Below are 26,147 nucleotides of genomic sequence, written 5' to 3' on the forward strand. Positions count from 1 at the left end.
GGAGTTCATCATGATTTGAGCGAATCTTACAGGAACAAATAACGTTTCCTGTTACAATGAGCCAAACCTAACTACCTACCAATCCATTACTTTAATAATTGTTGTAATGCTTTTGTATATAACACATGCTCTTGCTGATGAATGGCCATTTCAGTTGCCTCACGATCACCTTCGATAACAGCAACGGCAGCCTGTGCAATAATAGGCCCTGTATCCATGCCTTCATCTACAAAATGCACTGTAACACCCGTCACTTTCACACCATGTTTGATTGCTTGTCCAATAGCATCTTTTCCTGGGAAGGATGGTAACAATGAAGGGTGGATATTCACAATACGCTGTGGATATGCCGCCAATAATACTTCGCTAATTAGACGCATATACCCTGCAAGTACAATCCACTGCACACCACATTCACGTAAGGCTTCAATAATCGCCGTTTCGTAGTCTGCTTTCGATGCAAATTCTTTTGGATTTAAAGCTAGGACGGGGATACCAAATTTTTCAGCACGCGTCACAACAAATGCAGCAGGCTTATCTGTCACAACAAGCTCCACTTTAGCATGTAGTTCGCCACGTTTAATCGCTTCTTGAATTGCTTGAAAATTACTGCCGCTCCCTGAAGCAAAGACGGCAATTTTTACTGGTGCAGTCATTACACTAAGCTCCCATCATGTGAGCCGTTAAATACAACGCCCTCGCCTTTCACAACGCGACCGATTTTGTATGCTTTTTCACCATTTGCTTCTGCTGTAGCAATGACTTTATCTGCTTCTGCTGCTGGTACAGCCAATACGAAACCAATGCCCATATTAAAGACATTATATAAATCCTTATCTTCAAGCTGACCTTTTTCTTTTAAAAATTCGAAAATACGAAGAACCGGCCAAGAACCTAGGTCAATTTCTGTTGCTAAGCCTTCTGGCATCATACGTGGTAAGTTCTCATAGAAGCCGCCACCTGTTACATGTGCACAACCATGTACATCTGCCGCTTTTAATGCTGCTAGAACTGGTTTTGCATATAATTTAGTTGGGACTAACAGTGCTTCACCAATTGGGCCTAAATCTTCGAAGCCTTCAACAACTGCATCCACTGCATAGCCGTTGTCAGCAAACACGATTTTGCGCACTAATGAATAGCCGTTCGAATGGACGCCACTTGACGCTAATCCAACAAGCACATCACCTTCAACGATTTTTTCACCTGTTACGATTGCTGATTTTTCACAAGCGCCTACAGCAAATCCTGCTAAATCATACTCATCTTCTTCATAAAGACCTGGCATTTCCGCAGTCTCACCACCGATTAAAGCAGCACCAGATTGCACGCAGCCATCTGCAACACCTTTGACGATTTGTTCGATTTTCGCTGGTTCTGCTTTACCAAGTGCCACGTAATCTAAAAAGTAAAGTGGTTCTGCACCTTGCGCTACAATATCATTTACACACATAGCAACACAGTCCACGCCAATTGTATCGTGCTTGTCTACCATGAAAGCTAATTTTAATTTTGTCCCAACACCATCTGTCCCTGAAATTAAAACAGGTTCTTTAAGATTTAGTTCTGACAAGTCAAACATACCACCAAAGCCTCCAAATGTACCCATCACACCTAGTCGATTCGTACGTTCAACGTGAGACTTCATTCGTTTAACAGCTTCGTAGCCCGCTTCAATATTTACACCTGCTTGTTCATATGCTTTTGACATGCAGAGATCCTCCTTTAAATTAATTCAGCACAAGTCCCTAACTTTTACATATAGAGAGTCGTACAAAATTATGTTCAACATCATGCTGGGAATATCAATCCTAACTCAATGTCATTTTCACCTTTAGAGGATACCCAACATCGTTTGAATGTGGGTACTCCAACAAGGCTTTATTGATTAACATACACTTAGCGTAACAGTTCTTTTTCGTGTGGTAAGATTGTATCTGGGAAAATTTCTGTTGGGTATTTGCTTGTAAAACATGCTAAGCAAAGACCTTTATTTTCATCCTCAAATGGACGTGCGATCGTTTCGACCATGCCTTCAACTGAAAGGAATGTTAGTGAATCAGCACCAATTGCGTCTCTTATTTCATCCACACTATGACTTGAAGCAATCAGCTCTTCATGTGTCGAAGTATCAATACCGTAATAACAAGGGTCCGTCATTGGTGGAGAAGAAATAACAACATGCACCTCTGCTGCACCTGCATCCTTTAGCATTTTGACAATACGGCGTGATGTTGTACCACGAACAATCGAATCATCCACCATTATAACGCGTTTCCCTTTGACAACTTGCACAACAGGTGACAGCTTCATTTTTACACCACGTTCACGCAATTCTTGGGTCGGTTGAATGAATGTACGACCAACATAGCGGTTCTTTATTAACCCTAGCTCATATGGAATACCGCTTTCTTCAGCAAAGCCAATTGCTGCTGAAATACTTGAGTCAGGTACACCAGTTACGACATCCGCTTCAATATGTGCGCATTCACGTGCGAGTTGTTTCCCCATACGTTTACGTGCCATATGCACATTAATGCCATCAATATCTGAATCAGGACGTGCTAAGTATACATACTCCATCGCACACATTGCGCGATTTTCCATATCTGCAAAACGATCTGATTTTACACCTTCATCGTTTATTATTAATAATTCACCTGGTTCCACAGAACGTATAAACTCTGCTCCTATTAAATCAAAAGCACAAGTTTCAGAAGCAACAACCCAACCGTCTCCTAGTTTTCCAAGAGATAGAGGACGTAGACCATGTGGATCACGTGCAACAAGCATTTCATCTTTGGTCATAATTAAGAATGAATACGCTCCCTTTAATAACGAAAGGGCATTTTTCACCTTTGCTCGGAATGGTGAATGCGAGCTTTTCTTAATAAGATGCGCTAACACTTCTGTATCTGAGCTAGAGTGGAAAATACTACCTTGACGCTCTAAATACTGTTTTAAGTGTGTCGCATTGACTAAGTTACCGTTATGAGCAATTGAAAGGCTACCTGTTGATGAATGAAATAGTAATGGCTGTACATTTTCGATTCCGCCACCGCCAGCAGTCGTATAACGAACATGGGCAATTGCCGCTTTTCCGTCCACAGCTTTTAATTTCTCTTCGTTGAAAACATCATTTACTAATCCTTCGCCTTTCACCGCGCGTAGGTGTAGACCGTCAGAAACGACGATACCAGCACCTTCTTGTCCACGGTGTTGAAGAGCATGAAGCCCGTAATAACTAAGGTGTGCTGGATTTGGGTTACCCCAAATACCAAACACCCCACATTCTTCGTTTAAGCCTCTGAGTTCAGCAAGCATGGGATTGCTCCTTTCCAATTAGAACGGAATTCCTCCACTGTACCTTCTACAAGCACACCGTTGTCACCGTTGATTTTAACAAGCGCATCGTTTGTTACGACACCGATTTTTTGTGCATCTTTTACAGTTTCTACAAATGCAGCTGCATTTTCTTCTTTGACTGTTACAACGAAACGGGATTGTGTTTCACTGAATAAAGCCGTTGTTGCAGAGCCTGTTAGTGTCACATCAATGCCTAAGCCTTGTGCACCAAATGTCGTTTCTGCAAGTGCTACAGCAAGACCACCTTCTGCTACGTCATGTGCAGATTGTACAAGTCCAGCTTTAATTGCTTTCAACAATGCTTGTTGACGAGCTGCTTCTACTTCTAGGTTAATAGCAGGTGCTTGCCCTGAGATGACACCGTTATTTAATAATTTTTGAAGCTCTGAACCACCAAATTCAGTATTCGTTTCACCGATAACAAATACTACATCGCCAGCTGCTTTCACATCTTGCGTTGTTACATGTGCTAAGTCTTCGATTAGACCTACCATACCGATTGTTGGTGTTGGATAAACTGCTTCTCCGGAACGTTCATTGTATAAAGAAACGTTACCACCGATTACTGGTGCATTGAGTGCAGTACATGCTGCTGAAATACCATCGGCAGATTTTTCAATTTGCCAGAAAATTTCTGGTTTCTCTGGATTACCAAAGTTTAAGCAGTCTGTAATAGCAAGTGGTGTACCACCCGTTGCGACAATATTACGCGCTGCTTCTGCTACTGCAATCGCCCCGCCCACTTCAGGATCAAGGTAAATGTAGCGAGAGTTACAGTCTGTTGTCATCGCAAGGCCTTTATTTGTGCCACGTACACGGATAACTGCAGCATCTGAACCAGGTGCCACAACTGTTGATGTACGAACTTGATAATCGTATTGATCGTAAACCCATTCTTTTGAAGCAATCGTAGGTGCTTTTAACAATGCGTTTAACGTTTCTTTATAATCTGTTACAACTGGTTCTGCATTGTCCATTGCTTGGAACTGTGCGTAGTATGCAGGCTCAGCAGATGGCTTATGATAAACTGGCGCATCTTCTGCTAATGCATCTGCTGGTACATTCGCTACAACTTCACCTTTGTGAAGTAAACGCAGCATTTTATCATCTGTTACAACACCAATTGCTACTGCATCTAAATCATATTTATCGAAAATCGCTTTAATTTCATCTTCGCGACCTTTTTTCACGACTAATAACATACGTTCTTGAGATTCAGATAGCATCATCTCATATGCAGTCATACCTGTTTCACGTTGTGGTACTAAATCTAGGTTCATTTCTACACCAGAACCAGCTTTAGAAGCCATCTCTGCTGAAGATGAAGTAAGACCCGCAGCACCCATATCTTGAATACCAACTAACGCATCAGATTTTACAACTTCTAAACAAGCTTCAAGTAGTAGTTTTTCCATAAATGGGTCCCCTACTTGCACAGCTGGACGTTGATTTTCTGATTCCTCTGTTAATTCTTCAGAGGCAAACGTCGCTCCATGGATACCGTCACGACCTGTTTTTGCTCCTACGTACATCACTGTATTTCCTACACCCGCAGCAATACCGCGTTGAATATCCTTGTGGTCAATTAGCCCAACGCACATTGCGTTTACTAATGGATTACCTTCGTAGCAAGGGTCGAATTGAATTTCGCCACCAACAGTTGGAATCCCGATACAGTTACCATAGCCAGCAATACCAGCAACTACTTCTTCGAATAAATATTTACCACGTGCAGATTTTAACTCTCCGAAGCGTAATGAGTTTAGCATCGCAATTGGACGTGCACCCATTGAGAATACGTCGCGAATAATACCACCAACACCTGTTGCTGCACCTTGATACGGCTCGATTGCCGAAGGGTGGTTATGTGATTCCATTTTAAATACAACGGCTTGCTCATCACCAATATCTACAATCCCTGCGCCTTCACCAGGACCTTGTAATACTTGTGGCCCTTTTGTTGGGAATTTACGTAATACTGGTTTTGAATTTTTATATGAGCAGTGTTCAGACCACATTACTGAGAAAAGACCTGTCTCTGTCCAGTTTGGTAGGCGACCGAGAATACCTTCTACCATTGCAAATTCTTCGTCTGACATCCCCATTCCAGCGTATAGCTTTTCATCTTTAATTTGCTGTGCTGTTGGCTCAAACTTAGTTGTTGACATGATTTTCCCTCCACTGCTTCACAATTGATTTGAATACTGCTAGACCATCGGCTCCGCCCACAAGTGCATCGACAGCTCGTTCTGGGTGAGGCATCATTCCTAATACATTTCCGCGCTCGTTAATAATCCCTGCGATATCTTCTAAAGAACCGTTTGGATTTTCTCCTGAGTATGTGAACACAATTTGATTGTTATCTTTTAGTTTTTGTAATGTTTCCTCGTCACAATAATAGTTACCTTCACCGTGTGCGATTGGAATATTGATTACTTGACCTTGCTCATATTGATTTGTGAATAATGTATTGTTGTTTTCAACTTTAAGCTGTATTGTACGACACATGAATTTTAGGTTTTTATTGCGAAGTAAAGCACCTGGTAATAAGCCTGCTTCTGTTAGAATTTGGAACCCGTTACAAACGCCTAAGACTGGCTTACCCGCATCTGCTGCCTTTTTTACTTCTGCCATAATATTGGATTGGTTTGCCATAGCGCCACAACGTAAATAGTCACCATAAGAGAAGCCACCTGGTACTAGAATACCGTCAAAGCCACTTAAATCCGTTTCTGCGTGCCATACATATTCTACTTCTTCACCTAGTTCGTCTTTAATCGCATGATACATATCGATGTCACAGTTTGACCCAGGGAATACGAGTACTGCGAATTTCATGATTAGTTAGCCTCCTCGACTTCGTAACGGTAGTCCTCAATTACTACATTTGTTAAAACTTTTTCACACATTTCTTTCACTAGAGTATCAATATCGCGCGCTGAATCTCCGACAGTTAGTTCAAGATATTTACCGATACGTAAATCTTCTACTTCACCGTAGCCCATTTTCGCTAAAGAACCTTGTACTGCTGAACCTTGTGGATCTAGAATACTCTCACGTAATGTTACGTAAATTTTAACTTTTTTCATTGTTATTTGCCTCCGAGTCTAGAAAGAATAATAGTGTATACTTCAGTTAAATTACCAAGGTCTCGACGAAAGACATCTTTGTCCAACTTTTGCTTTGTTTTTGTATCCCAAAGTCTGCATGTATCTGGTGAGATTTCATCTGCTAGTAATACATCTCCGTTCGTATCACGGCCAAATTCTAGTTTAAAGTCAATTAGCGTAACATCCACATCAGCAAAAATCGGTTGCAATACTTTGTTAACAGCTAATGCACCGTCATACATCGCTGTTACTTCTTCTGATGTTGCAAGGTCAAGTACATCAATATGCTCCGTTGTAATAAATGGATCGCCTAATGCATCATCCTTATAATAGAATTCTACGATTGGACGCTTTAATGGTGTGCCTTCTTCTAAACCAAGGCGTTTTGCTAAGCTACCTGCAGCTATGTTACGAACAACAACTTCAATTGGAATGATTTCAACCTTTTTCACTAGTTGTTCTGTAGCAGATAATTGTTTTACGAAATGTGACGCAATTCCGTTAGCTTTTAATTTTTCGAAAATTAATGAGGTAATGCGATTATTTAAAACGCCTTTCCCGTCAATTTCCTCTTTTTTCTCACCGTTAAATGCTGTTGCACTATCCTTATATTCAACTAAAAGTATTGTAGGATCTTCCGTTGCATATAATTTTTTTGCTTTACCTTCATACAAAAGTTGGTCTTTCGTCATTTCGTCATTCCCCCAGATTATTATGAAATACGCCTCGACGTATTGATGTTATGGATTTTGAATCTTGAAGTATGATTCAAAACCCGTAACATCCGTCGTGGCACTAACTGTCTATCGATTCAATAATATTAGTTAAGTCCAAGACGTTCAAAAATCATATCTACATGCTGTAAGTGGTAGTTGTAATCAAAGCAGTGATCTAACTCTTCCTTCGTTAAATAAGAAGTGATTTTTTCACTTGCATCAACTAATGTACGGAATTGTACTTGCTCGTCCCACGCCTGCATCGCTAATGGCTGAACTGTATCATACGCTTCCTCACGTACTAATCCTTTATCGATTAGTGCTAATAAAATTCTTTGTGAGTAAATCAGTCCAAATGTACGACCCATATTACGTTTCATGTTTTCAGGGAATACTGTTAAATTTTTCACGATGTTACCGAAGCGGTTTAACATATAGTTCAGTGTAATTGTTGCATCCGGTAAAATAACTCGTTCCGCAGATGAGTGTGAAATATCACGCTCATGCCATAACGCTACGTTTTCGTAAGCTGTTACCATGTAACCACGCATTAAACGTGACATACCAACCATATTTTCAGAGCCGATTGGATTGCGTTTATGCGGCATAGCAGATGAACCTTTTTGTCCTTTTGCAAAGGCTTCCTCTACTTCTCGTGTTTCAGACTTTTGCAATCCGCGAATTTCAGTTGCGAATTTTTCAATTGATGTTGCAATTAATGCAAGAGCGCCTAAATATTGTGCATGGCGGTCACGCTGTAATGTTTGTGTAGAAATAGGTGATGCTGCGAGCCCTAATTTATCACATACGTATTGTTCAACGCGTGGATCGATATTTGCATATGTGCCAACTGCACCAGACATTTTACCTGTTTCAATTACTGTGGCAGCTGCTTCAAAGCGTTCTAAGTTACGTTTCATTTCTTCATACCATAAGCCTAATTTTAAACCGAACGTTGTTGGTTCAGCATGTACACCATGTGTACGACCCATCATAACCGTATGTTTATGCTCTTTCGCTTTTGCTGCAATAATATCAATAAAATTCACAATATCTTTTCGTAAAATATCATTCGCTTGTTTAATCAAATAAGAAAGGGCTGTGTCAACCACGTCTGTTGAAGTTAAACCGTAGTGCACCCATTTACGCTCTTCGCCAAGTGTTTCAGATACAGCACGTGTAAATGCCACTACGTCATGACGCGTTTCTTTCTCAATTTCTAAAATACGATTTACATCAAATGAAGCATTTTCACGAATTTTAGCTACATCTTCTTTTGGAATATCGCCAATCTCCGCCCAAGCTTCACATGCTAAAATTTCAACCTCTAACCAAGCTTGGTATTTATTTTGTTCTGTCCAAATTGCGCCCATCTCGGGTCTTGTGTAACGTTCAATCATTGCGTATCTCCTTCTATTCTGACCAAATGCCAGAACTTTCGATTTGTTGTAATGTTGCTTCTAAATCTTTTGTCATAATCGTTACGTGGCCCATCTTACGGTTCACCTTAGCTTCAGCTTTCCCATAAAGATGCAATGACCATTCAGGATATTTTGCAATTGAGTTACTAAGTGGCATAACATGCTGCCCTAATACATTCACCATTATTGATGGTGCCCAAAGTTGCGGTTTGCGCAATGGCCAACCACAAATAGCACGGATATGCTGATGGAATTGTGATATATTACATGCCTCTATTGAATAGTGACCAGAATTATGAGGTCTCGGTGCTAGTTCATTAATAATAATTTCGCCGTTTTCTAAAACGAACATTTCTACCGCCAGCGTCCCTACTAAATTTAAGTAATCAGCTATTTTTATAGCCTCTTGCTCAGCAGACTGTGCTGTCATCTTTTCGATACGAGCAGGTACAATTGTTTCGTGTAAAATATGATGAACATGAATATTTTCACCAACAGGCTGACAATATAATTCTCCATCACCGTTTCGCTGTACAATAACTGATACTTCTTTCACAAAAGGTACAAACCCTTCAGCAATACATTGTGAATGAGCGAAAAGCCCTTCTGCTAATGGTAAATCCGCTGCTGAATTTAGAAGCTGCTGCCCTTTGCCATCATAGCCACCTCTTGCAGTTTTTACGATACACGGATAACTGATCTTGTCAATACTCGCGACCAATTCCTCATATGTATTAGCTACTATATAAGGAGCTACTGGACAGCCAGCTTTCACAATTGCTTCCTTCTCAGTCACACGGTTTTGTGTAATGCGTACTAATTCAGCTCCTTGTGGTACGTAAGCCATTTGAGTTAATCGTTTTAAACCATCGTAATCGATATTTTCAAACTCATACGTAATAACGTCACTGACTTCTGCAAGTTCCTCTAATGCAGCCTCATCATCATAAGGTGCCACAATTCGAATATCTGCAACCTGTCCACATGGTGAATCCATTGTCGGCTCAAGAACAGCTATTTTAAATCCTGCTTCCTTTGCAGCAAGTGCCATCATACGGCCAAGCTGTCCTCCTCCGATAATACCTATCGTTTGTCCTGGATAAATAATTTTTGTCACACTAAGTCACCTGTGCTTTCCAATACTTGTTGCTTCGTCGCCTCGCGTCTAGCATCTAGTTTATTAGCAAGCTCTATGTCTGTTGTCGACAAAATTTGCGCTGCAAGCAAACCTGCATTTGTTGCACCTGCTTTTCCGATTGCAACAGTTGCTACAGGTACACCACCTGGCATTTGTACAATTGATAACAGTGAATCAAGACCATTAAGTGCACGAGATTGTACTGGCACGCCAATAACAGGTAATGTTGTTTTAGCTGCTACCATACCTGGTAAATGTGCTGCACCTCCAGCACCTGCAATAATCACTTGAATACCTCGCCCACGTGCTGCTTCAGCGTACTCAAACATTAAATCAGGCGTACGATGTGCTGATACTACTTTTTTCTCGTACGGTACTTGTAATTCATCTAAAATATCACACGCATGTTTCATAGTTTCCCAGTCACTTGAACTACCCATAATGACACCGATTTTCGGATTCATGAATTGTCGCTCCTTTTAAACGATAGAAAAATGATCGATTATTGTGCAAGCCTCTATTATTCAATAGTCACTGCATTTCTTTACTTTTTGAACAAAGAAAATCCTCAAATAAGCTACTCTCTACACATACACGTGAAAGCAGCTTACTTGAGGACTTATTATGAAAAGAATATGCAGATTTAGACATCTGTACACACACCTTCCCGTAACATGCCAAAAGTTGCTTTCCCGCATAGTCCAGCATTTACGGTGCCGGGTAGAGACACTAGAGCCAATTCTCTAGCATATATGAGGGATTTAATTGTTTTCCTTATCACATTTTAACAAGTGAAAACACTATCGTCAATGCAAAAATGCGAACATTTTATTTTCACCATTAAATATCGTTCGGTTTTAAGTCATATTTAGTCAGAATCTTGACATAACATCGCTTTAAATTGTATTTTTTGACGTAAATACGTTGGTTCGCCATTTACTAGATGAAAAATAGGCTCTTCCTTCCGTCCCATCGCCATATATCCATCTTGACGCATTCTCTCCAAACATTGTTCGATTGTTTCATTTTCTTCTACTTCATACCAAATTTGCTTTTTGCCCAAACTGCTCTTCCTTCCAATCCATGTCATGATTGTTCTTCCTTACTTGTAATCCATTATACCCGATAAAGCACTTCAAAAATGCACGAAATTGTAACAATTCGTAATCATAGTAGCGTTTTATATCCATATTTCAAGCTTCACAATTGTATAACTGGTACCTTTACATAAAAACATTATAGAGAAAACAAAAAAACCAAGGAATATATCCTTGGCTTTTAAATTTGCCTAGCGACGTCCTACTCTCACAGGGGGAAGCCCCCAACTACCATCGGCGCTAAAGAGCTTAACTTCCGTGTTCGGTATGGGAACGGGTGTGACCTCTTTGCCATCATCACTAGACTATTTACGGCTTTCAATATACATCGTATTTCTTTGTCAGCTTCATTCGTTCAGTCAGTCACGTACAGATGTACGCTCCTTCCTTCTCTCAATTGCTTCCGCGAACTACTCGTATCTTGAAACCCTTTTATGAAAGGTTGTTCTTTCAAAACTGGATAAACGGTGCATTGAATGTTTCAAACTTTTTGGTTAAGTCCTCGATCGATTAGTATTCGTCAGCTCCATGTGTCACCACACTTCCACCTCGAACCTATCTACCTCATCGTCTTTGAGGGATCTTACTTACTTGCGTAATGGGAAATCTCATCTTGAGGGGGGCTTCATGCTTAGATGCTTTCAGCACTTATCCCGTCCACACATAGCTACCCAGCGATGCCTTTGGCAAGACAACTGGTACACCAGCGGTGTGTCCATCCCGGTCCTCTCGTACTAAGGACAGCTCCTCTCAAATTTCCTACGCCCACGACGGATAGGGACCGAACTGTCTCACGACGTTCTGAACCCAGCTCGCGTACCGCTTTAATGGGCGAACAGCCCAACCCTTGGGACCGACTACAGCCCCAGGATGCGATGAGCCGACATCGAGGTGCCAAACCTCCCCGTCGATGTGGACTCTTGGGGGAGATAAGCCTGTTATCCCCGGGGTAGCTTTTATCCGTTGAGCGATGGCCCTTCCATGCGGAACCACCGGATCACTAAGCCCGTCTTTCGACCCTGCTCGACTTGTAGGTCTCGCAGTCAAGCTCCCTTGTGCCTTTACACTCTACGAATGATTTCCAACCATTCTGAGGGAACCTTTGGGCGCCTCCGTTACCTTTTAGGAGGCGACCGCCCCAGTCAAACTGTCCGCCTGACACTGTCTCCTGCCCCGCTAAGGGGCATGGGTTAGAATTTCAATACAACCAGGGTAGTATCCCACCGACGCCTCCTTCGAAGCTGGCGCTCCGAGATCTCTGGCTCCTACCTATCCTGTACAAGTTGTACCAAAATTCAATATCAGGCTACAGTAAAGCTCCACGGGGTCTTTCCGTCCTGTCGCGGGTAACCTGCATCTTCACAGGTACTATAATTTCACCGAGTCTCTCGTTGAGACAGTGCCCAGATCGTTACGCCTTTCGTGCGGGTCGGAACTTACCCGACAAGGAATTTCGCTACCTTAGGACCGTTATAGTTACGGCCGCCGTTTACTGGGGCTTCAATTCGCAGCTTCGCTTGCGCTAACCACTCCTCTTAACCTTCCAGCACCGGGCAGGCGTCAGCCCCTATACGTCACCTTACGGTTTTGCAGAGACCTGTGTTTTTGCTAAACAGTCGCCTGGGCCTATTCACTGCGGCTCTCATGCGCTTGCACGCTCAAGAGCACCCCTTCTCCCGAAGTTACGGGGTCATTTTGCCGAGTTCCTTAACGAGAGTTCTCTCGCACACCTTAGGATTCTCTCCTCGACTACCTGTGTCGGTTTGCGGTACGGGCACCTCTCACCTCGATAGAGGCTTTTCTTGGCAGTGTGAAATCAGGAACTTCGTCCATACGGACTCGCCATCACAGCTCAACGTTACAGTGTGCGGATTTGCCTACACACACGCCTTACTGCTTGGACGCGCACAACCAACGGCGCGCTTACCCTATCCTACTGCGTCCCCCCATTTCTCAAACGGTGAGGAGGTGGTACAGGAATATCAACCTGTTGTCCATCGCCTACGCCTATCGGCCTCGGCTTAGGTCCCGACTAACCCTGAGCGGACGAGCCTTCCTCAGGAAACCTTAGTCATACGGTGGACGGGATTCTCACCCGTCTTTCGCTACTCATACCGGCATTCTCACTTCTAAGCGCTCCACCAGTCCTTCCGGTCTGACTTCAACGCACTTAGAACGCTCTCCTACCACTGACATCGTAGATGTCAATCCACAGCTTCGGTGAATCGTTTAGCCCCGATACATTTTCGGCGCAGCGTCACTCGACCAGTGAGCTATTACGCACTCTTTAAATGATGGCTGCTTCTAAGCCAACATCCTGGTTGTCTGTGCAACGCCACATCCTTTTCCACTTAACGATTACTTTGGGACCTTAGCTGGTGGTCTGGGCTGTTTCCCTTTTGACTACGGATCTTATCACTCGCAGTCTGACTCCCGTGTATAAATATCTGGCATTCGGAGTTTGTCTGAATTCGGTAAACCGGGATGGCCCCCTAGTCCAAACAGTGCTCTACCTCCAGTATTCTCATCACGAGGCTAGCCCTAAAGCTATTTCGGAGAGAACCAGCTATCTCCAAGTTCGATTGGAATTTCTCCGCTACCCACACCTCATCCCCGCACTTTTCAACGTGCGTGGGTTCGGGCCTCCAGTAAGTGTTACCTCACCTTCACCCTGGACATGGGTAGATCACCTGGTTTCGGGTCTACGACCACGTACTAATTCGCCCTATTCAGACTCGCTTTCGCTGCGGCTCCGCCTTCTAAAGCTTAACCTCGCACGTAATCGTAACTCGCCGGTTCATTCTACAAAAGGCACGCTATCACCCATTAACGGGCTCTAACTACTTGTAGGCACACGGTTTCAGGATCTCTTTCACTCCCCTCCCGGGGTGCTTTTCACCTTTCCCTCACGGTACTGGTTCACTATCGGTCACTAGGTAGTATTTAGCCTTGGGAGATGGTCCTCCCGGATTCCGACGGAATTTCACGTGTTCCGCCGTACTCAGGATCCACTCTGGAGGGAATGAACTTTCGACTACAGGGCTTTTACCTGCTCTGGCGGACCTTTCCAAGTCGCTTCATCTAACTCATTCCTTTGTAACTCCGTATAGAGTGTCCTACAACCCCAAGAGGCAAGCCTCTTGGTTTGGGCTCTTCCCGTTTCGCTCGCCGCTACTCAGGGAATCGATTTTTCTTTCTCTTCCTCCAGGTACTTAGATGTTTCAGTTCCCTGGGTCTGCCTTCAAGACGCTATGTATTCACGTCAAGATACTACGCGATTAAACGTAGTGGGTTCCCCCATTCGGAAATCTCCGGATCAAAGCTCACTTACAGCTCCCCGAAGCATATCGGTGTTAGTGCCGTCCTTCTTCGGCTCCTAGTGCCAAGGCATTCGCCGTGCGCCCTTAATAACTTAACCTGCAGCTTCCGATATACATCGTAATCCAGCGTCAGCTTCATTCGTTCGGTCAGTCACGTACAGAGGTACGCTCCTTCTCTCACTCAATCGCTTCCTTGTCTTACTCGTATCTCGAAACCTTCATTTGTTATTAAGCCTATAAAAAACTTAAAAAAATAAATGTGTTTGTTACAATTTCAATGTCGTTTTATCCAGTTTTCAAAGAACAAGTTTTGAAGTATTTCATCGTAATGATGAACCTTCAAAACTGAACGCAAAACGTAATCTTACAAACCCAAGGTTTGTATTCCGAAAATATCCTTAGAAAGGAGGTGATCCAGCCGCACCTTCCGATACGGCTACCTTGTTACGACTTCACCCCAATCATCTATCCCACCTTCGGCGGCTGGCTCCAAAAGGTTACCTCACCGACTTCGGGTGTTACAAACTCTCGTGGTGTGACGGGCGGTGTGTACAAGGCCCGGGAACGTATTCACCGCGGCATGCTGATCCGCGATTACTAGCGATTCCGGCTTCATGTAGGCGAGTTGCAGCCTACAATCCGAACTGAGAACGACTTTATCGGATTAGCTCCCTCTCGCGAGTTGGCAACCGTTTGTATCGTCCATTGTAGCACGTGTGTAGCCCAGGTCATAAGGGGCATGATGATTTGACGTCATCCCCACCTTCCTCCGGTTTGTCACCGGCAGTCACCTTAGAGTGCCCAACTAAATGATGGCAACTAAGATCAAGGGTTGCGCTCGTTGCGGGACTTAACCCAACATCTCACGACACGAGCTGACGACAACCATGCACCACCTGTCACCGTTGTCCCCGAAGGGAAAACCATATCTCTACAGTGGTCAACGGGATGTCAAGACCTGGTAAGGTTCTTCGCGTTGCTTCGAATTAAACCACATGCTCCACCGCTTGTGCGGGCCCCCGTCAATTCCTTTGAGTTTCAGTCTTGCGACCGTACTCCCCAGGCGGAGTGCTTAATGCGTTAGCTGCAGCACTAAGGGGCGGAAACCCCCTAACACTTAGCACTCATCGTTTACGGCGTGGACTACCAGGGTATCTAATCCTGTTTGCTCCCCACGCTTTCGCGCCTCAGTGTCAGTTACAGACCAGATAGTCGCCTTCGCCACTGGTGTTCCTCCAAATCTCTACGCATTTCACCGCTACACTTGGAATTCCACTATCCTCTTCTGCACTCAAGTCTCCCAGTTTCCAATGACCCTCCACGGTTGAGCCGTGGGCTTTCACATCAGACTTAAGAAACCACCTGCGCGCGCTTTACGCCCAATAATTCCGGACAACGCTTGCCACCTACGTATTACCGCGGCTGCTGGCACGTAGTTAGCCGTGGCTTTCTAATAAGGTACCGTCAAGGTACAGCCAGTTACTACTGTACTTGTTCTTCCCTTACAACAGAGTTTTACGAACCGAAATCCTTCTTCACTCACGCGGCGTTGCTCCATCAGGCTTTCGCCCATTGTGGAAGATTCCCTACTGCTGCCTCCCGTAGGAGTCTGGGCCGTGTCTCAGTCCCAGTGTGGCCGATCACCCTCTCAGGTCGGCTACGCATCGTCGCCTTGGTGAGCCGTTACCTCACCAACTAGCTAATGCGCCGCGGGCCCATCCTATAGCGACAGCCGAAACCGTCTTTCAGTATTGTCCCATGAGGAACAATAGATTATTCGGTATTAGCCCCGGTTTCCCGGAGTTATCCCAAACTATAAGGTAGGTTGCCCACGTGTTACTCACCCGTCCGCCGCTAACGTCGAAGGAGCAAGCTCCTTCTCTGTTCGCTCGACTTGCATGTATTAGGCACGCCGCCAGCGTTCGTCCTGAGCCAGGATCAAACTCTCCATAAAAGAAATTTGATTAGCTCAAATTGTTTTGCTGGCATCAATTTTGATGTCCAAAATTTTGTTTTGTTCACTAACGAAGTTAGCTAGTAAAAACTTTATTGATTACGTTTTGCTTGTTCAGTTTTCAAGGTTCATTTCGCTAGTTACTAACAAGTAACTTTTTATAATTTAACATACATTCAATATGATGTCAACTATTATTTTCTCACATTGTGTTGTTCACATGTTTCGTAACAACGTGTTTAAATATAACATCTCGTATCATAGTTTGCAAGTGTTTAATTGAAATAAAACTATTCAGTCAATAATAACTAGTAGTTTCTTCTATAGTATATTAAGTGTCAGGTACTCAAGCAATTTCGAATATAAAGCTCCTCTTCGTTTTCACAAAGAGGAGCTTTATCGTCTTTACATTATCGAACCCAGATAAAGTATGCAAGGAAGACAAAGAACAATCCGTACATCATTGGGTGAACTTCTTTTTTACGACCTGCTAAAAGCATTGTTACAGGATAGAATACGAAACCAATTGCAATCCCTGTTGCAATTGAATAACCAAGCGGCATCATTAATACTGTGAAGAACGCTGGAACTGCAATTTCGAATTTATCCCATTCAATTAAACGTAATGATGAAACCATTAATACACCTACGATAACAAGTGCTGGTGCTGTTACCGCTGAAGTAACAACAGCAAGTAATGGTGAGAAGAATAGCGCGATTATGAATAGCACTGCTGTAACAACTGCAGCAAAACCTGAACGGGCACCTGCTGCTACACCTGAAGTTGATTCTACATAAGCAGTAGTTGTTGAAGTACCAAATAACGAACCAATTGTTGTAGCTAATGCATCCGCCATAAGTGCACGGCTTGCGCGTGGTAATTTATCGTCTTTTACTAGACCAGCTTGAGTAGCAACAGCCATTAATGTCCCTGCTGTATCGAAAAAGTCAACGAATAAAAATGTTAGTACTACGACTAAAAATTTAACGTTTATTAAAGAATCAAAGTCATTAAAAATCGGTTTAAGTGCAACCATAAATGTTGAATCTACACTTGGAATTGCTGATACAACCGATACAGGTGGTGCAATGACACCTGTGATCATACCAACGACCGCTGTAATAACCATCCCTAAGAAAATACCGACGCTGCGGAATTTTAAGATAAGAATGACAGAAATAATAATACCGAACACCGCTAAAAGAGTTGAACCTGTAAATGCACCTAATGTTACTAAAGTTGCTGGACTATCTACAACGATACCCGCTCCTTGTAACCCTACGAATGTAATAAATAAACCAATACCAGCTGATACTGCATATTTAAGTTGTGCTGGAATTGCATTAATAACTGTTTCACGAATACCTGTAAGTGAAAGGATAATAAAAATAATCCCTGAGAAAAACACACCTGTTAACCCAGTTTGCCAAGGAATACCATACGCTCCTACTACAGTGAAAGCAAAGAATGCATTCAATCCCATACCTGGGGCTAATGAGATTGGGAATTTAGCGAAAATACCCATAATCAAAGAACCGACTGCTGCTGCTAATGCTGTTGCTACGAATACAGCACCTTTATCCATTCCTGCATTTTCCAGAATACCTGGGTTAACCGCTAAAATATAAGCCATGGCAAGGAATGTTGTAATACCACCAATTATTTCGCGGCGATAATTAGTACCTAATTCATCGAACATGAAATATTTTTTCATTTTTGAAAGATCCTCCGTATTGTCGTCTTCAATACCGAAAACAAAAAAGACACGCTGACTACTCTACTAGTCGCATGTCTACGATACATTTCAGCACTCATAATGTGTGAAATAAATTAGTTACTATACATTCGTATAAAACTAAAATCGTAGTCAAGTTATTTACGGTAACTTGGTAGAAACTCACGGGCCTTATCCCCGACATTATACGACGACTTATTTAATTTACAATCGTAATATATCATTTCGTTTTTTAGATTTCAACCCCATTTCCGAACATTTCTTATAAAAAAAATACGAAAGTTCGTATAAAATACGGAATTAATGTTCAGTTTTTGGAAAAAACACAGAAAAATAAAGAAAAAGAACTCTTTTTCTATGAGTTCTTTTTAGCGTTAGCACTAAAGTGCAAAGAGCATCGCAATACAATTATTAAAGATATGGAGGGTAATTGAATACACGATATTAAAATTTGATTTGTAATAAATCACCCCAAAGATGAGCCCAGAGTAAAAGTAAGGTATCACTTGAACAATTTCTGAAAAGCTATGTACATGTAAAAGGCCAAATAAGAAACTCGAAATTCCAATCGAGAAATATACCCCTATCTTTGTCTTTAACTTTTTCAGGATGATTTCCCTAAATATTATCTCCTCATTCACCGGCCCCAGCAAAACGACTGGAAACAAAAAGATAAATAGCATCATACCTTGCGCTATCTGCAAAACATGGTTGACGCTAGATTGATTTGACGAGTTAGCAAAGGAATCAACCAATGGATCTATAAACATTACACCTAGATATAGTAACAACAATCCAACAATAAACAATTGAATAAATTTTAAAGGTTTGTTTCGAATATCTTTCAAACCAAGAATTATTTGGCTATGTAATGATATAAAGGCTATGATGCAAACCATTCCATGTGCAAGACAAAATAGCATTAAGAAAGTATTTAGTTCAGTCTGATTAGCGGGCGAATTAAAAAGCTTTGGCAATACAAGCACCAGTGATATGTAACTAAATAAAATCACGCTATACTTATATTTTCGTAACATCATAACCATTCCTTTCAATTTTTTCACTACTCATTACTACACAAACAATTATAGTTTTTAGACGATTTTATTGTAATAACATGCTATTTAGGATGCAATTCATTTGATAGTAAGCTAATCGTTTGAAATTCCTTACATAAATAAGAACCCCCCTATAGCCTAAAAGCTAAAGGGGGTTCTTATACTTTTGTGCTTTACTTCCCTACTCGACTCTGCAACGACTGAATCTTTTTTCCTAACTTTTGTTGCCAATCTAACGCTAATGCATCCACCGCTTGAATGTTCTTCATCGCACCTACATCATTGTTTTTATAATAGACTTCGTTGCAATATAAAACAGATATACCCGCAGGATGTCTTTCAATCAATTCAATCGTTGAATCTGCACTGATTGTTCCCTCGATTAGCACACGTGCAAGGTAGCCCGTATATCCCGTTTCAATTAAACGTTTGAGCAATATATCTGCCTTTGCATATCTATCAATCGTGCTACACGGAATACGCCCTTGCGTAATTTGAATAACAGCATTTCCAATTTTATAAGTATCTCCTATACAAACATCCGCTTCCAACATGTTCGTTACCGTTAAATTCTCACCGAATGTTGCAGTCGGCAATTTTTTTCCTAGTTCTTGTTCCCATTGTATGTAATGCTCTGCAGGATATAAACAAACAGCACGATCAGGTCCACCATGATGTTTTTTATCTGCTACATCATCTCCCTCAAATCCACTCTTTCCCAAATAAACTTCTTGTACTTCTTGTTTTTCAATTCCTGTTATCATTGATCGCCCGTTGCTATAGTTCAATTCTTTTGGCATACCGACAGCTAATGTGTGAATCGTCGCAATACTTTTCTCCATTTTCATCCCCCTCAATTAAAAGCCAACGTCATTTCATAAACTTAGTTTACTACATCCAACACTTTTCCAGCAATTCCACTCTTTCTACAATGGTTTATGGTCTGTCTCCATGTTACACCCGTCATTCCCACGCAACAAAAAAAGCCCTAAACCCCTGTGTTATCAGGGCATTTAGGACTCTTGCTATTTGCGATTATTCCCACTCAATTGTTGCTGGTGGCTTCGATGTAATATCATACAGCACGCGGTTTACGTGTTTTACTTCGTTTACTAAACGTACAGAGATTTTCTCTAGTACGTCCCAAGGGATACGTGCCCAGTCAGAAGTCATACCGTCGATAGACGTTACAGCACGGATACCGATTGCGTAGTCATACGTACGAGCATCGCCCATTACACCTACTGAACGAATATCAGGTAATACCGTGAAGTATTGCCAAATGTCACGATCAAGACCAGCTTTTGCGATTTCTTCACGTAAGATGAAATCAGATTCACGAACAATTTCAAGTTTTTCTTCTGTTACTTCACCAAGTACACGAATACCTAAACCAGGACCTGGGAATGGTTGACGCCAAACAATTTTTTCATCTAGACCAAGTTCTAAGCCAAGTGCACGAACTTCGTCTTTGAATAATGTTTTTAATGGTTCAATTAATTTGAACTGCATGTCTTCTGGAAGACCGCCTACATTATGGTGAGATTTGATTGTTTGCGCAGTCGACGTACCAGATTCAATAATGTCTGTGTATAACGTTCCTTGTGCAAGGAAATCCATACCTTCTAATTTTGAAGCTTCTTCATCGAATACGTAAATAAATTCGTTACCGATAATTTTACGTTTTTTCTCTGGATCAGATACACCCGCAAGTTTGTCCATGAAGCGTTGACGTGCATCGATTTTAATTAGGTTCATATCGAAATCTTCTGTGAAAGTTTTCATCACCTGTTCAACTTCACCTTTACGGTTTAAGTTGTGGTCTACGAACATACAAGTCAATTGGTCACCGATTGCTTTATGAATAAGCACTGCAACAACAGAAGAGTCTACCCCACCTGAAAGTGCACATAATACTTTTTTATCGCCAACGATTTCGCGAATTTTAGCAATTTCGATTTCGATAAAGTTTGCCATTGACCAATCGCCTTTAGCGCCACAAATATCGAATACGAATTGACGTAGTAAATCATTACCATATACAGAGTGACGAACTTCTGGGTGGAATTGTACTGCATATAGTTTACGTTCTGCGTTTGCCATAGCAGCGATTGGACAAGATGCACTTGTTGCAATGATTTCAAAGCCAGCAGGTACTTCTGTTACGTGGTCGCCATGACTCATCCAGACGATTTGTTCTGTTGGTAAATCACCGAATAATTTATTAGCAGCCGTTACTTGAACTTCCGCTTTACCGTATTCACGTGTTTCAGCGCCTTCTACTTTACCGCCTTGCGTATGCGCCATTAATTGCATACCATAGCAAATACCTAGGATTGGTAAACCTAATTCGAAAATAGCTGGATCTACATGGAATGCATTGTCATCATAAACAGAGTTAGGACCACCTGAAAAGATAATACCTGCTGCATTCATGTCTTTAATTTCATCTGCTGTAATCGTATGTGGGTGTAATTCACTGAAAACACCAAATTCACGGATACGACGCGTAATTAATTGGTTAAATTGGCTACCGAAGTCTAGAACGACGATTTTTTCTTGCTCTTTTAATAAAGGGCTTGCTGACAATATTTCCACCTCTTCTTCTATTTTTAAAGGACGTTTTCATATGTTCAAAGAAAAACGCGTATGAAAGTAAAAAAAACTTCCTACGCGTCCATAAGCTCTTGATATATAAAGGGGAATGCGTAACAAAGAAAAGTGATGTATAAAACTTCTCACCTAGCCAAAACATTCACCTTCATAGAGAAATCATTTACGGTGATTTCGTAGAAACATCCGAACCCTATTTTCGAACTTATATGAAAGCCATCCTAATCATATATAATTTTTTTCATTTTACTCTTTGTACCCATTAAAATCAACCGATTGTGCGATTGATTAAATATTCCCAACTTTCCCGCAGTTTAACGAAGTCAACATCTTGTGCATTCTTGCCATAAATATGTTGCTCGTATACGGCCGTTAACTTTTGCATCTCTTCTGTCTCTAACGATGCATCTACCCGTTCAGCAAACGCTCGCAATGTTTCGCCATGTTTTCGTTTTAAACCAATGCGCCCTAACTGCTTCGTTAATGCTTGATAGGAAGCATCAAAACTTGACCAATCCGCTTCTTTTTTGCGATAGACACGCACCTGCATTTTAGGAATCCATGTTTTTCGTTGTACAAATAAAGCCACACCAATAATAATGAGTAAAGCCATTAGCGTGAACCAAACATATTTTAACGATTTCACCCAAGCCCATACACGGTCTAAGCTAAAAGCTGAATTGTTAGCTGTTTGCTCTGTTGGTTGCTCTTTCTTTTGCTGTTGCGCTGGTTTTTCTTCTGGTTGTAGTACTTCTTCTTGCTGAGGTTGATTTTGCTGTAAATCATAATCAATATTCACTGTACCAGAAAAGCCAATTGTCGGTTCAAACTCTATCCACCCTGTGCCTGGAACATATGCCTCTACCCAAGAGTGGGCATTGTCATTCGTCACTTTATATTCACGCAGACCATTTGATAACGCCCCTGCATCACCTGGTGCAAAACCTTTCACCCAGCGAGCGGGAATGCCGATAGAACGGAGCATAACAACCATGGATGTAGAAAAGTTATCACAGTAACCTACTTTTGTATCGAATAAAAATTGATCTACATAATCTTGTTTTTCAGCAGGAATAGCTGCTGCTTTTTTATCGTATCTATAGTTTCCCTTTGAAAAATAGCCTTCCACTGCCTTTATTTTTTCGTATACAGAGGCTTTATCACGCGTTATATCGAGCGTTAAATCTTGTACACGCTGTGGAAGTGTGTCAGGTAATTGTAAAAAACGATTATAAGAAGGATCTAATGTTTCTAACATAGCTGGTTCAGACATTTGAAGCTGTTGCAAACTATAGTTTGGCTCACTATAAGTGATCGTATAATTAGACAGTAATTTATTACTACCATTATCCGTCGTCACCAATTCGCCACTCGGTTGTTTTGTTACTATTTTTTCGGTTTGTCCATCTTGAATATACAAGGTAGGGTCCTCTGCCGAAACGGATAACATGCCATATGTTTGAATTAAAAATGGCATAGGGACAGCCATATCCATTTGAATTTGCCGCTCATTTTCTCGTGGCCCAACCTGTAAGGATGTATAAATTGGGGTATCGTTTTCAAAAACAGCTTCCCCCATATATTCACCTGATAACACCCAGCCTTTCGATGTATACGTATCTTTAGTATCAATACGCCAATAATGGCGATCACGTGAGGTTGCCGTAAAAATTAATGTATTATCTCCTTTATACGGCCCACCTAACCTACTGTCATCATCACTATAGCCAACTGTTCTTTGTCCATCTCCTACACCATCTTGCCCTGTAACGCTTTTGATAAACGGTACTGGATCAGCCCATGTAGGTCCTGCTTTTGGTAAATAGAATGCCACCATACTGACAAGTGCCACCGAAATAAGCATTGGTAAAACAATTTTCCACTTTCTAAGCATATCACTCGGTGCATCGAGCTGAAGTCTTAAACGTTTTAAAAAAAGTACACCCGTCATAATTAGACCAAGCACAATTACTTTAATAATAGCTAGCTTTCCATTATATTCGCTAAACGTATCAAGTGTCGCGATGAAAAATACGGTTAGTACGAAGAAGTAGAAAATATTATGATGCACTGTAATCCAGTGGTGAATTAAATAGATTAACATCCAAATCAACGCTAAAAACAATACTGTTCTAAATGCATCTGATACTTGTCCAAAATTCCCTGAAAAAATATTCACCATGTTCCACGTCACTTCATTCACTAAAAATGGAATGGTGTGTCCTGAAAAAAACGGATTCTCGCTATAAACAAATATAACAAACCATGTAATATAACCTAACTTTATAAGCCCGGACAATAACGGTCGAACTTTAAATAAAGAAAGCACTAGTGCTAAGCCGATAAAAACTAGAAACAACTGACTTAAACCTGTATTGGTTAATTGCATAACTGGTGTTAGCCACTCACGTAATATAAAGAAAATAATGACGTACGCGAAAGCTAGCTCAATAAAATGTTCTAGTGATTTTTTCACGGCTTCATCACCTCCGTGAACAAGTGGTAATAATCTGTTTGGTTTACATGTACGACTTGAATATGTTTATAACGCTTTGTTACATCAGAACGTGCCTGTGTCTCTTGAGATACTACAAAACAAATACAACTTTTCACCGTATTACCTAAAGTATGTAGTAATTCATCTGATATATCACTCGTAACATATAGAAGCGTTGCCACACGCTGAAGGACTTGGGTATCACGCAATTGATATTTGGCATTTTCAACAGGTTTGACACAAGCTAAATGATGCATCACTCGATCTAATTGCTTTTCACCTTGGATGGAAGAAAACACTTTTGTTTTTACACCTGTTGAAACAAAGGAAATATCCCCACGCCCTCGTACAATCGCACTAAGCATTGAAGCGACCAACTCCACCTTCTCTTCAAATAACGGAGAAGGACCTACATCGAGCATTAACATCAATTCCTGTGATTGACGATCTTCAAATTCCTTTGACTGAAGTGTTTGTGTTTTTGCAAAAGACTTCCAATGAATCCACGAAAAGCGGTCACCTGGTACATATTCGCGTAAACCTATAGCCATTGATGTGTCCTTCACAATGGAATAAGGGGTCATCATGGACCCAACATCTAATTTTGTTTGTAATGTAGCATATTTTATATCATGCACTCTCGGATAAACTAGAACGATTTGTTCTTTTTCTACCAAAATGCGCTTCTTTGCCCATCCGAAAAAATCATGGAAGATGATTTGCGCACCTAAATAACGATGCTCACCACGTGACAAGCTTTCAAGTGTGTAACGCCAAGTAAACGTTTTTTTTAAACCAACGAATTTTATGGCGTCTTTCTCTTGAACCTTTGACTTCACTAGCATCTCGCTACCAACAAGTTCTTCCATCAGCATATACGCAAATGGAAAACGCGTTTTTCTTTCTACACTTATTGTCACCTGAACCGATTGTCCGCTTTCTACATGAGAAGGTTCAATTTTGCGCTCTACACTGTATATTTCCTCCCGCACAAGTTGGAATATAAAAGCATACAACAAAAATGGACTTACCGTAAAAAAGACAAACCAGCTGACAAATCCACCTTGAAACATAGCATAACAAAACGTAATAAGTATCAGAAAGCTCACTAATAGAAAATGTTTACTTTTTTCAAAAAGGGCTCGCCATTTCTTCATTGCTCTGCTAACCTCTTCGTCGGTACAGGCGTTTTCGCAATAATACGTTCAATAATTTCTTCTGCTGTTACATCATCATAACGCGCATCTGGCTTGAGCACTAATCGATGGCTAAAGACATAGGGCGCTAAATATTGAACATCGTCCGGTATCACATAGCTGCGACCTTTCATAAATGCATATGCCTGAGATGCTTTCATCAAAGCAATAGTCGCTCGAGGACTAACCCCTAAATACACGTAGCTATTTTCTCTCGTTTGAGAAGCCAGTTCAACCATATAATTTTTAACGGAGTCCTCCACATAAACACCTTGCACAAGTTGCTGTAATTCAATTAATTGTGCGACCGAAAGCACAGCATCAATTTTTTCAATAGACTTGCCATTTTCAGCACGACGCAGTATTTCTACTTCTTGCCCTCTCGTTGGATAGCCCATTTTTATTTTTAGTAAAAAGCGATCTAGCTGCGCCTCTGGTAAAGGATACGTACCCTCGTGTTCGATAGGGTTTTGCGTCGCCATAACGAAAAATGGCTGATTAATCATAAGTGTATTGCCATCAATAGTAACAGACGCCTCCTCCATCGCTTCAAGTAATGCCGATTGTGTTTTCGGTGACGTTCTATTAATTTCATCAGCCAAAACTACATCGCCCATAATCGGCCCTGGACGAAATTCAAATTCCATTGTTTTTGGGTTATAGATTGAAACGCCTACAACGTCTGAGGGCAGTAAATCGGGAGTAAATTGAATACGTTTGAATTGGGCATCGAAGGATTTAGCAAGCGCACGTACCATCATGGTCTTACCAACTCCTGGCACATCCTCAAGTAATACGTGTCCCCTTGCAAGCAAGGCTACAATGCTAAGTTCTGCTACCTCTCTCTTTCCTATCATTACTTTCTCTATATTTTCTAATACCATTTGGATTTGTAAATTCATAAAACAAAAAACCTCCCATTTTC

At 41.5% G+C, this 26,147-nt stretch carries 17 protein-coding genes, 3 rRNA genes and 3 riboswitches; all 20 genes read right to left on the reverse strand.

All coding sequences use genetic code 11. From position 1 onward, the window contains the following. Window positions 1-86 precede the first annotated feature (86 nt). Window positions 87-656: a phosphoribosylglycinamide formyltransferase gene (purN, locus tag MKY08_RS19490; RefSeq protein ID WP_069509591.1), complete on the reverse strand. Its 570-nt coding sequence runs from the start codon at window positions 654-656 to the stop codon at window positions 87-89. Further along, a complete protein-coding gene (gene purM, locus MKY08_RS19495; RefSeq protein WP_069509589.1) occupies window positions 656-1,711 on the reverse strand; it encodes a phosphoribosylformylglycinamidine cyclo-ligase in 1,056 nt (351 codons plus the stop codon). Before purM ends, purN begins: the two co-directional genes overlap by 1 nt. Window positions 1,712-1,899: 188 nt before the next feature. Next, window positions 1,900-3,324: an amidophosphoribosyltransferase gene (purF, locus tag MKY08_RS19500; RefSeq protein ID WP_069509582.1), complete on the reverse strand. Its 1,425-nt coding sequence runs from the start codon at window positions 3,322-3,324 to the stop codon at window positions 1,900-1,902. Further along, window positions 3,300-5,534: a phosphoribosylformylglycinamidine synthase subunit PurL gene (gene purL / locus MKY08_RS19505; RefSeq protein WP_069509580.1), complete on the reverse strand. Its 2,235-nt coding sequence runs from the start codon at window positions 5,532-5,534 to the stop codon at window positions 3,300-3,302. Before purL ends, purF begins: the two co-directional genes overlap by 25 nt. Next, window positions 5,521-6,204, reverse strand: coding sequence for a phosphoribosylformylglycinamidine synthase subunit PurQ (purQ, locus tag MKY08_RS19510; RefSeq protein ID WP_025220660.1), 684 nt, complete (start codon window positions 6,202-6,204; stop codon window positions 5,521-5,523). Before purQ ends, purL begins: the two co-directional genes overlap by 14 nt. A gap of 2 nt (window positions 6,205-6,206) precedes the next feature. Then, on the reverse strand, window positions 6,207-6,455 hold the full coding sequence (gene purS, locus MKY08_RS19515) for a phosphoribosylformylglycinamidine synthase subunit PurS (protein ID WP_024364458.1): 249 nt from the start codon (window positions 6,453-6,455) through the stop codon (window positions 6,207-6,209). A gap of 2 nt (window positions 6,456-6,457) precedes the next feature. Continuing rightward, complete coding sequence (gene purC / locus MKY08_RS19520) at window positions 6,458-7,168, reverse strand: phosphoribosylaminoimidazolesuccinocarboxamide synthase (protein ID WP_069509579.1); 711 nt, start codon at window positions 7,166-7,168, stop codon at window positions 6,458-6,460. Window positions 7,169-7,296: 128 nt separating this feature from the next. Beyond that, window positions 7,297-8,592 carry an adenylosuccinate lyase gene (purB, locus tag MKY08_RS19525; protein WP_069509576.1) on the reverse strand — a complete coding sequence of 432 codons (1,296 nt, stop codon included), beginning with the start codon at window positions 8,590-8,592 and terminating at the stop codon, window positions 7,297-7,299. Between the two features lie 13 nt (window positions 8,593-8,605). After that, window positions 8,606-9,730, reverse strand: a complete 1,125-nt coding sequence (gene purK, locus MKY08_RS19530; protein WP_024364455.1) for a 5-(carboxyamino)imidazole ribonucleotide synthase — start codon at window positions 9,728-9,730, stop codon at window positions 8,606-8,608. Continuing rightward, the gene (gene purE / locus MKY08_RS19535; RefSeq protein WP_024364454.1) at window positions 9,727-10,215 is read right to left on the reverse strand and encodes a 5-(carboxyamino)imidazole ribonucleotide mutase; all 489 of its coding nucleotides are present in this window, start codon (window positions 10,213-10,215) and stop codon (window positions 9,727-9,729) included. The genes purK and purE overlap by 4 nt, the downstream gene beginning before the upstream one ends. Before the next feature lie 213 nt (window positions 10,216-10,428). Next, window positions 10,429-10,527: riboswitch (purine riboswitch) on the reverse strand. Window positions 10,528-10,619: 92 nt separating this feature from the next. Further along, the gene (locus MKY08_RS19540) at window positions 10,620-10,814 is read right to left on the reverse strand and encodes an NETI motif-containing protein (RefSeq protein WP_024364453.1); all 195 of its coding nucleotides are present in this window, start codon (window positions 10,812-10,814) and stop codon (window positions 10,620-10,622) included. A 223-nt stretch (window positions 10,815-11,037) separates the two neighbouring features. Next, window positions 11,038-11,153: ribosomal RNA gene (rrf, locus tag MKY08_RS19545) — 5S ribosomal RNA — on the reverse strand. A gap of 185 nt (window positions 11,154-11,338) precedes the next feature. Beyond that, window positions 11,339-14,266: ribosomal RNA gene (locus MKY08_RS19550) — 23S ribosomal RNA — on the reverse strand. Between the two features lie 304 nt (window positions 14,267-14,570). Beyond that, window positions 14,571-16,122: ribosomal RNA gene (locus MKY08_RS19555) — 16S ribosomal RNA — on the reverse strand. The 16S, 23S and 5S rRNA genes sit together here, the layout of an rRNA operon. 410 nt (window positions 16,123-16,532) lie before the next feature. Next, a complete protein-coding gene (locus MKY08_RS19560; RefSeq protein WP_069511267.1) occupies window positions 16,533-17,837 on the reverse strand; it encodes an NCS2 family permease in 1,305 nt (434 codons plus the stop codon). A 130-nt stretch (window positions 17,838-17,967) separates the two neighbouring features. Beyond that, window positions 17,968-18,069, reverse strand: a riboswitch (purine riboswitch). A gap of 1,020 nt (window positions 18,070-19,089) precedes the next feature. Then, window positions 19,090-19,758, reverse strand: coding sequence for an MOSC domain-containing protein (locus MKY08_RS19565; protein WP_069511271.1), 669 nt, complete (start codon window positions 19,756-19,758; stop codon window positions 19,090-19,092). Between the two features lie 193 nt (window positions 19,759-19,951). Then, complete coding sequence (gene guaA / locus MKY08_RS19570) at window positions 19,952-21,505, reverse strand: glutamine-hydrolyzing GMP synthase (protein WP_024363990.1); 1,554 nt, start codon at window positions 21,503-21,505, stop codon at window positions 19,952-19,954. Between the two features lie 155 nt (window positions 21,506-21,660). After that, window positions 21,661-21,762: riboswitch (purine riboswitch) on the reverse strand. 35 nt (window positions 21,763-21,797) lie between these two features. Further along, window positions 21,798-24,005, reverse strand: coding sequence for a transglutaminaseTgpA domain-containing protein (locus tag MKY08_RS19575; protein WP_069511273.1), 2,208 nt, complete (start codon window positions 24,003-24,005; stop codon window positions 21,798-21,800). Then, a complete protein-coding gene (locus MKY08_RS19580; protein WP_069511275.1) occupies window positions 24,002-25,183 on the reverse strand; it encodes a DUF58 domain-containing protein in 1,182 nt (393 codons plus the stop codon). Before MKY08_RS19580 ends, MKY08_RS19575 begins: the two co-directional genes overlap by 4 nt. After that, window positions 25,180-26,124 carry a MoxR family ATPase gene (locus tag MKY08_RS19585; protein ID WP_069511277.1) on the reverse strand — a complete coding sequence of 315 codons (945 nt, stop codon included), beginning with the start codon at window positions 26,122-26,124 and terminating at the stop codon, window positions 25,180-25,182. Before MKY08_RS19585 ends, MKY08_RS19580 begins: the two co-directional genes overlap by 4 nt. Window positions 26,125-26,147 lie beyond the last annotated feature (23 nt).

Origin of the sequence: Lysinibacillus sp. FSL M8-0337 (assembly GCF_038593855.1) — a bacterium.
GTDB lineage: Bacteria > Bacillota > Bacilli > Bacillales_A > Planococcaceae > Lysinibacillus > Lysinibacillus sphaericus_D.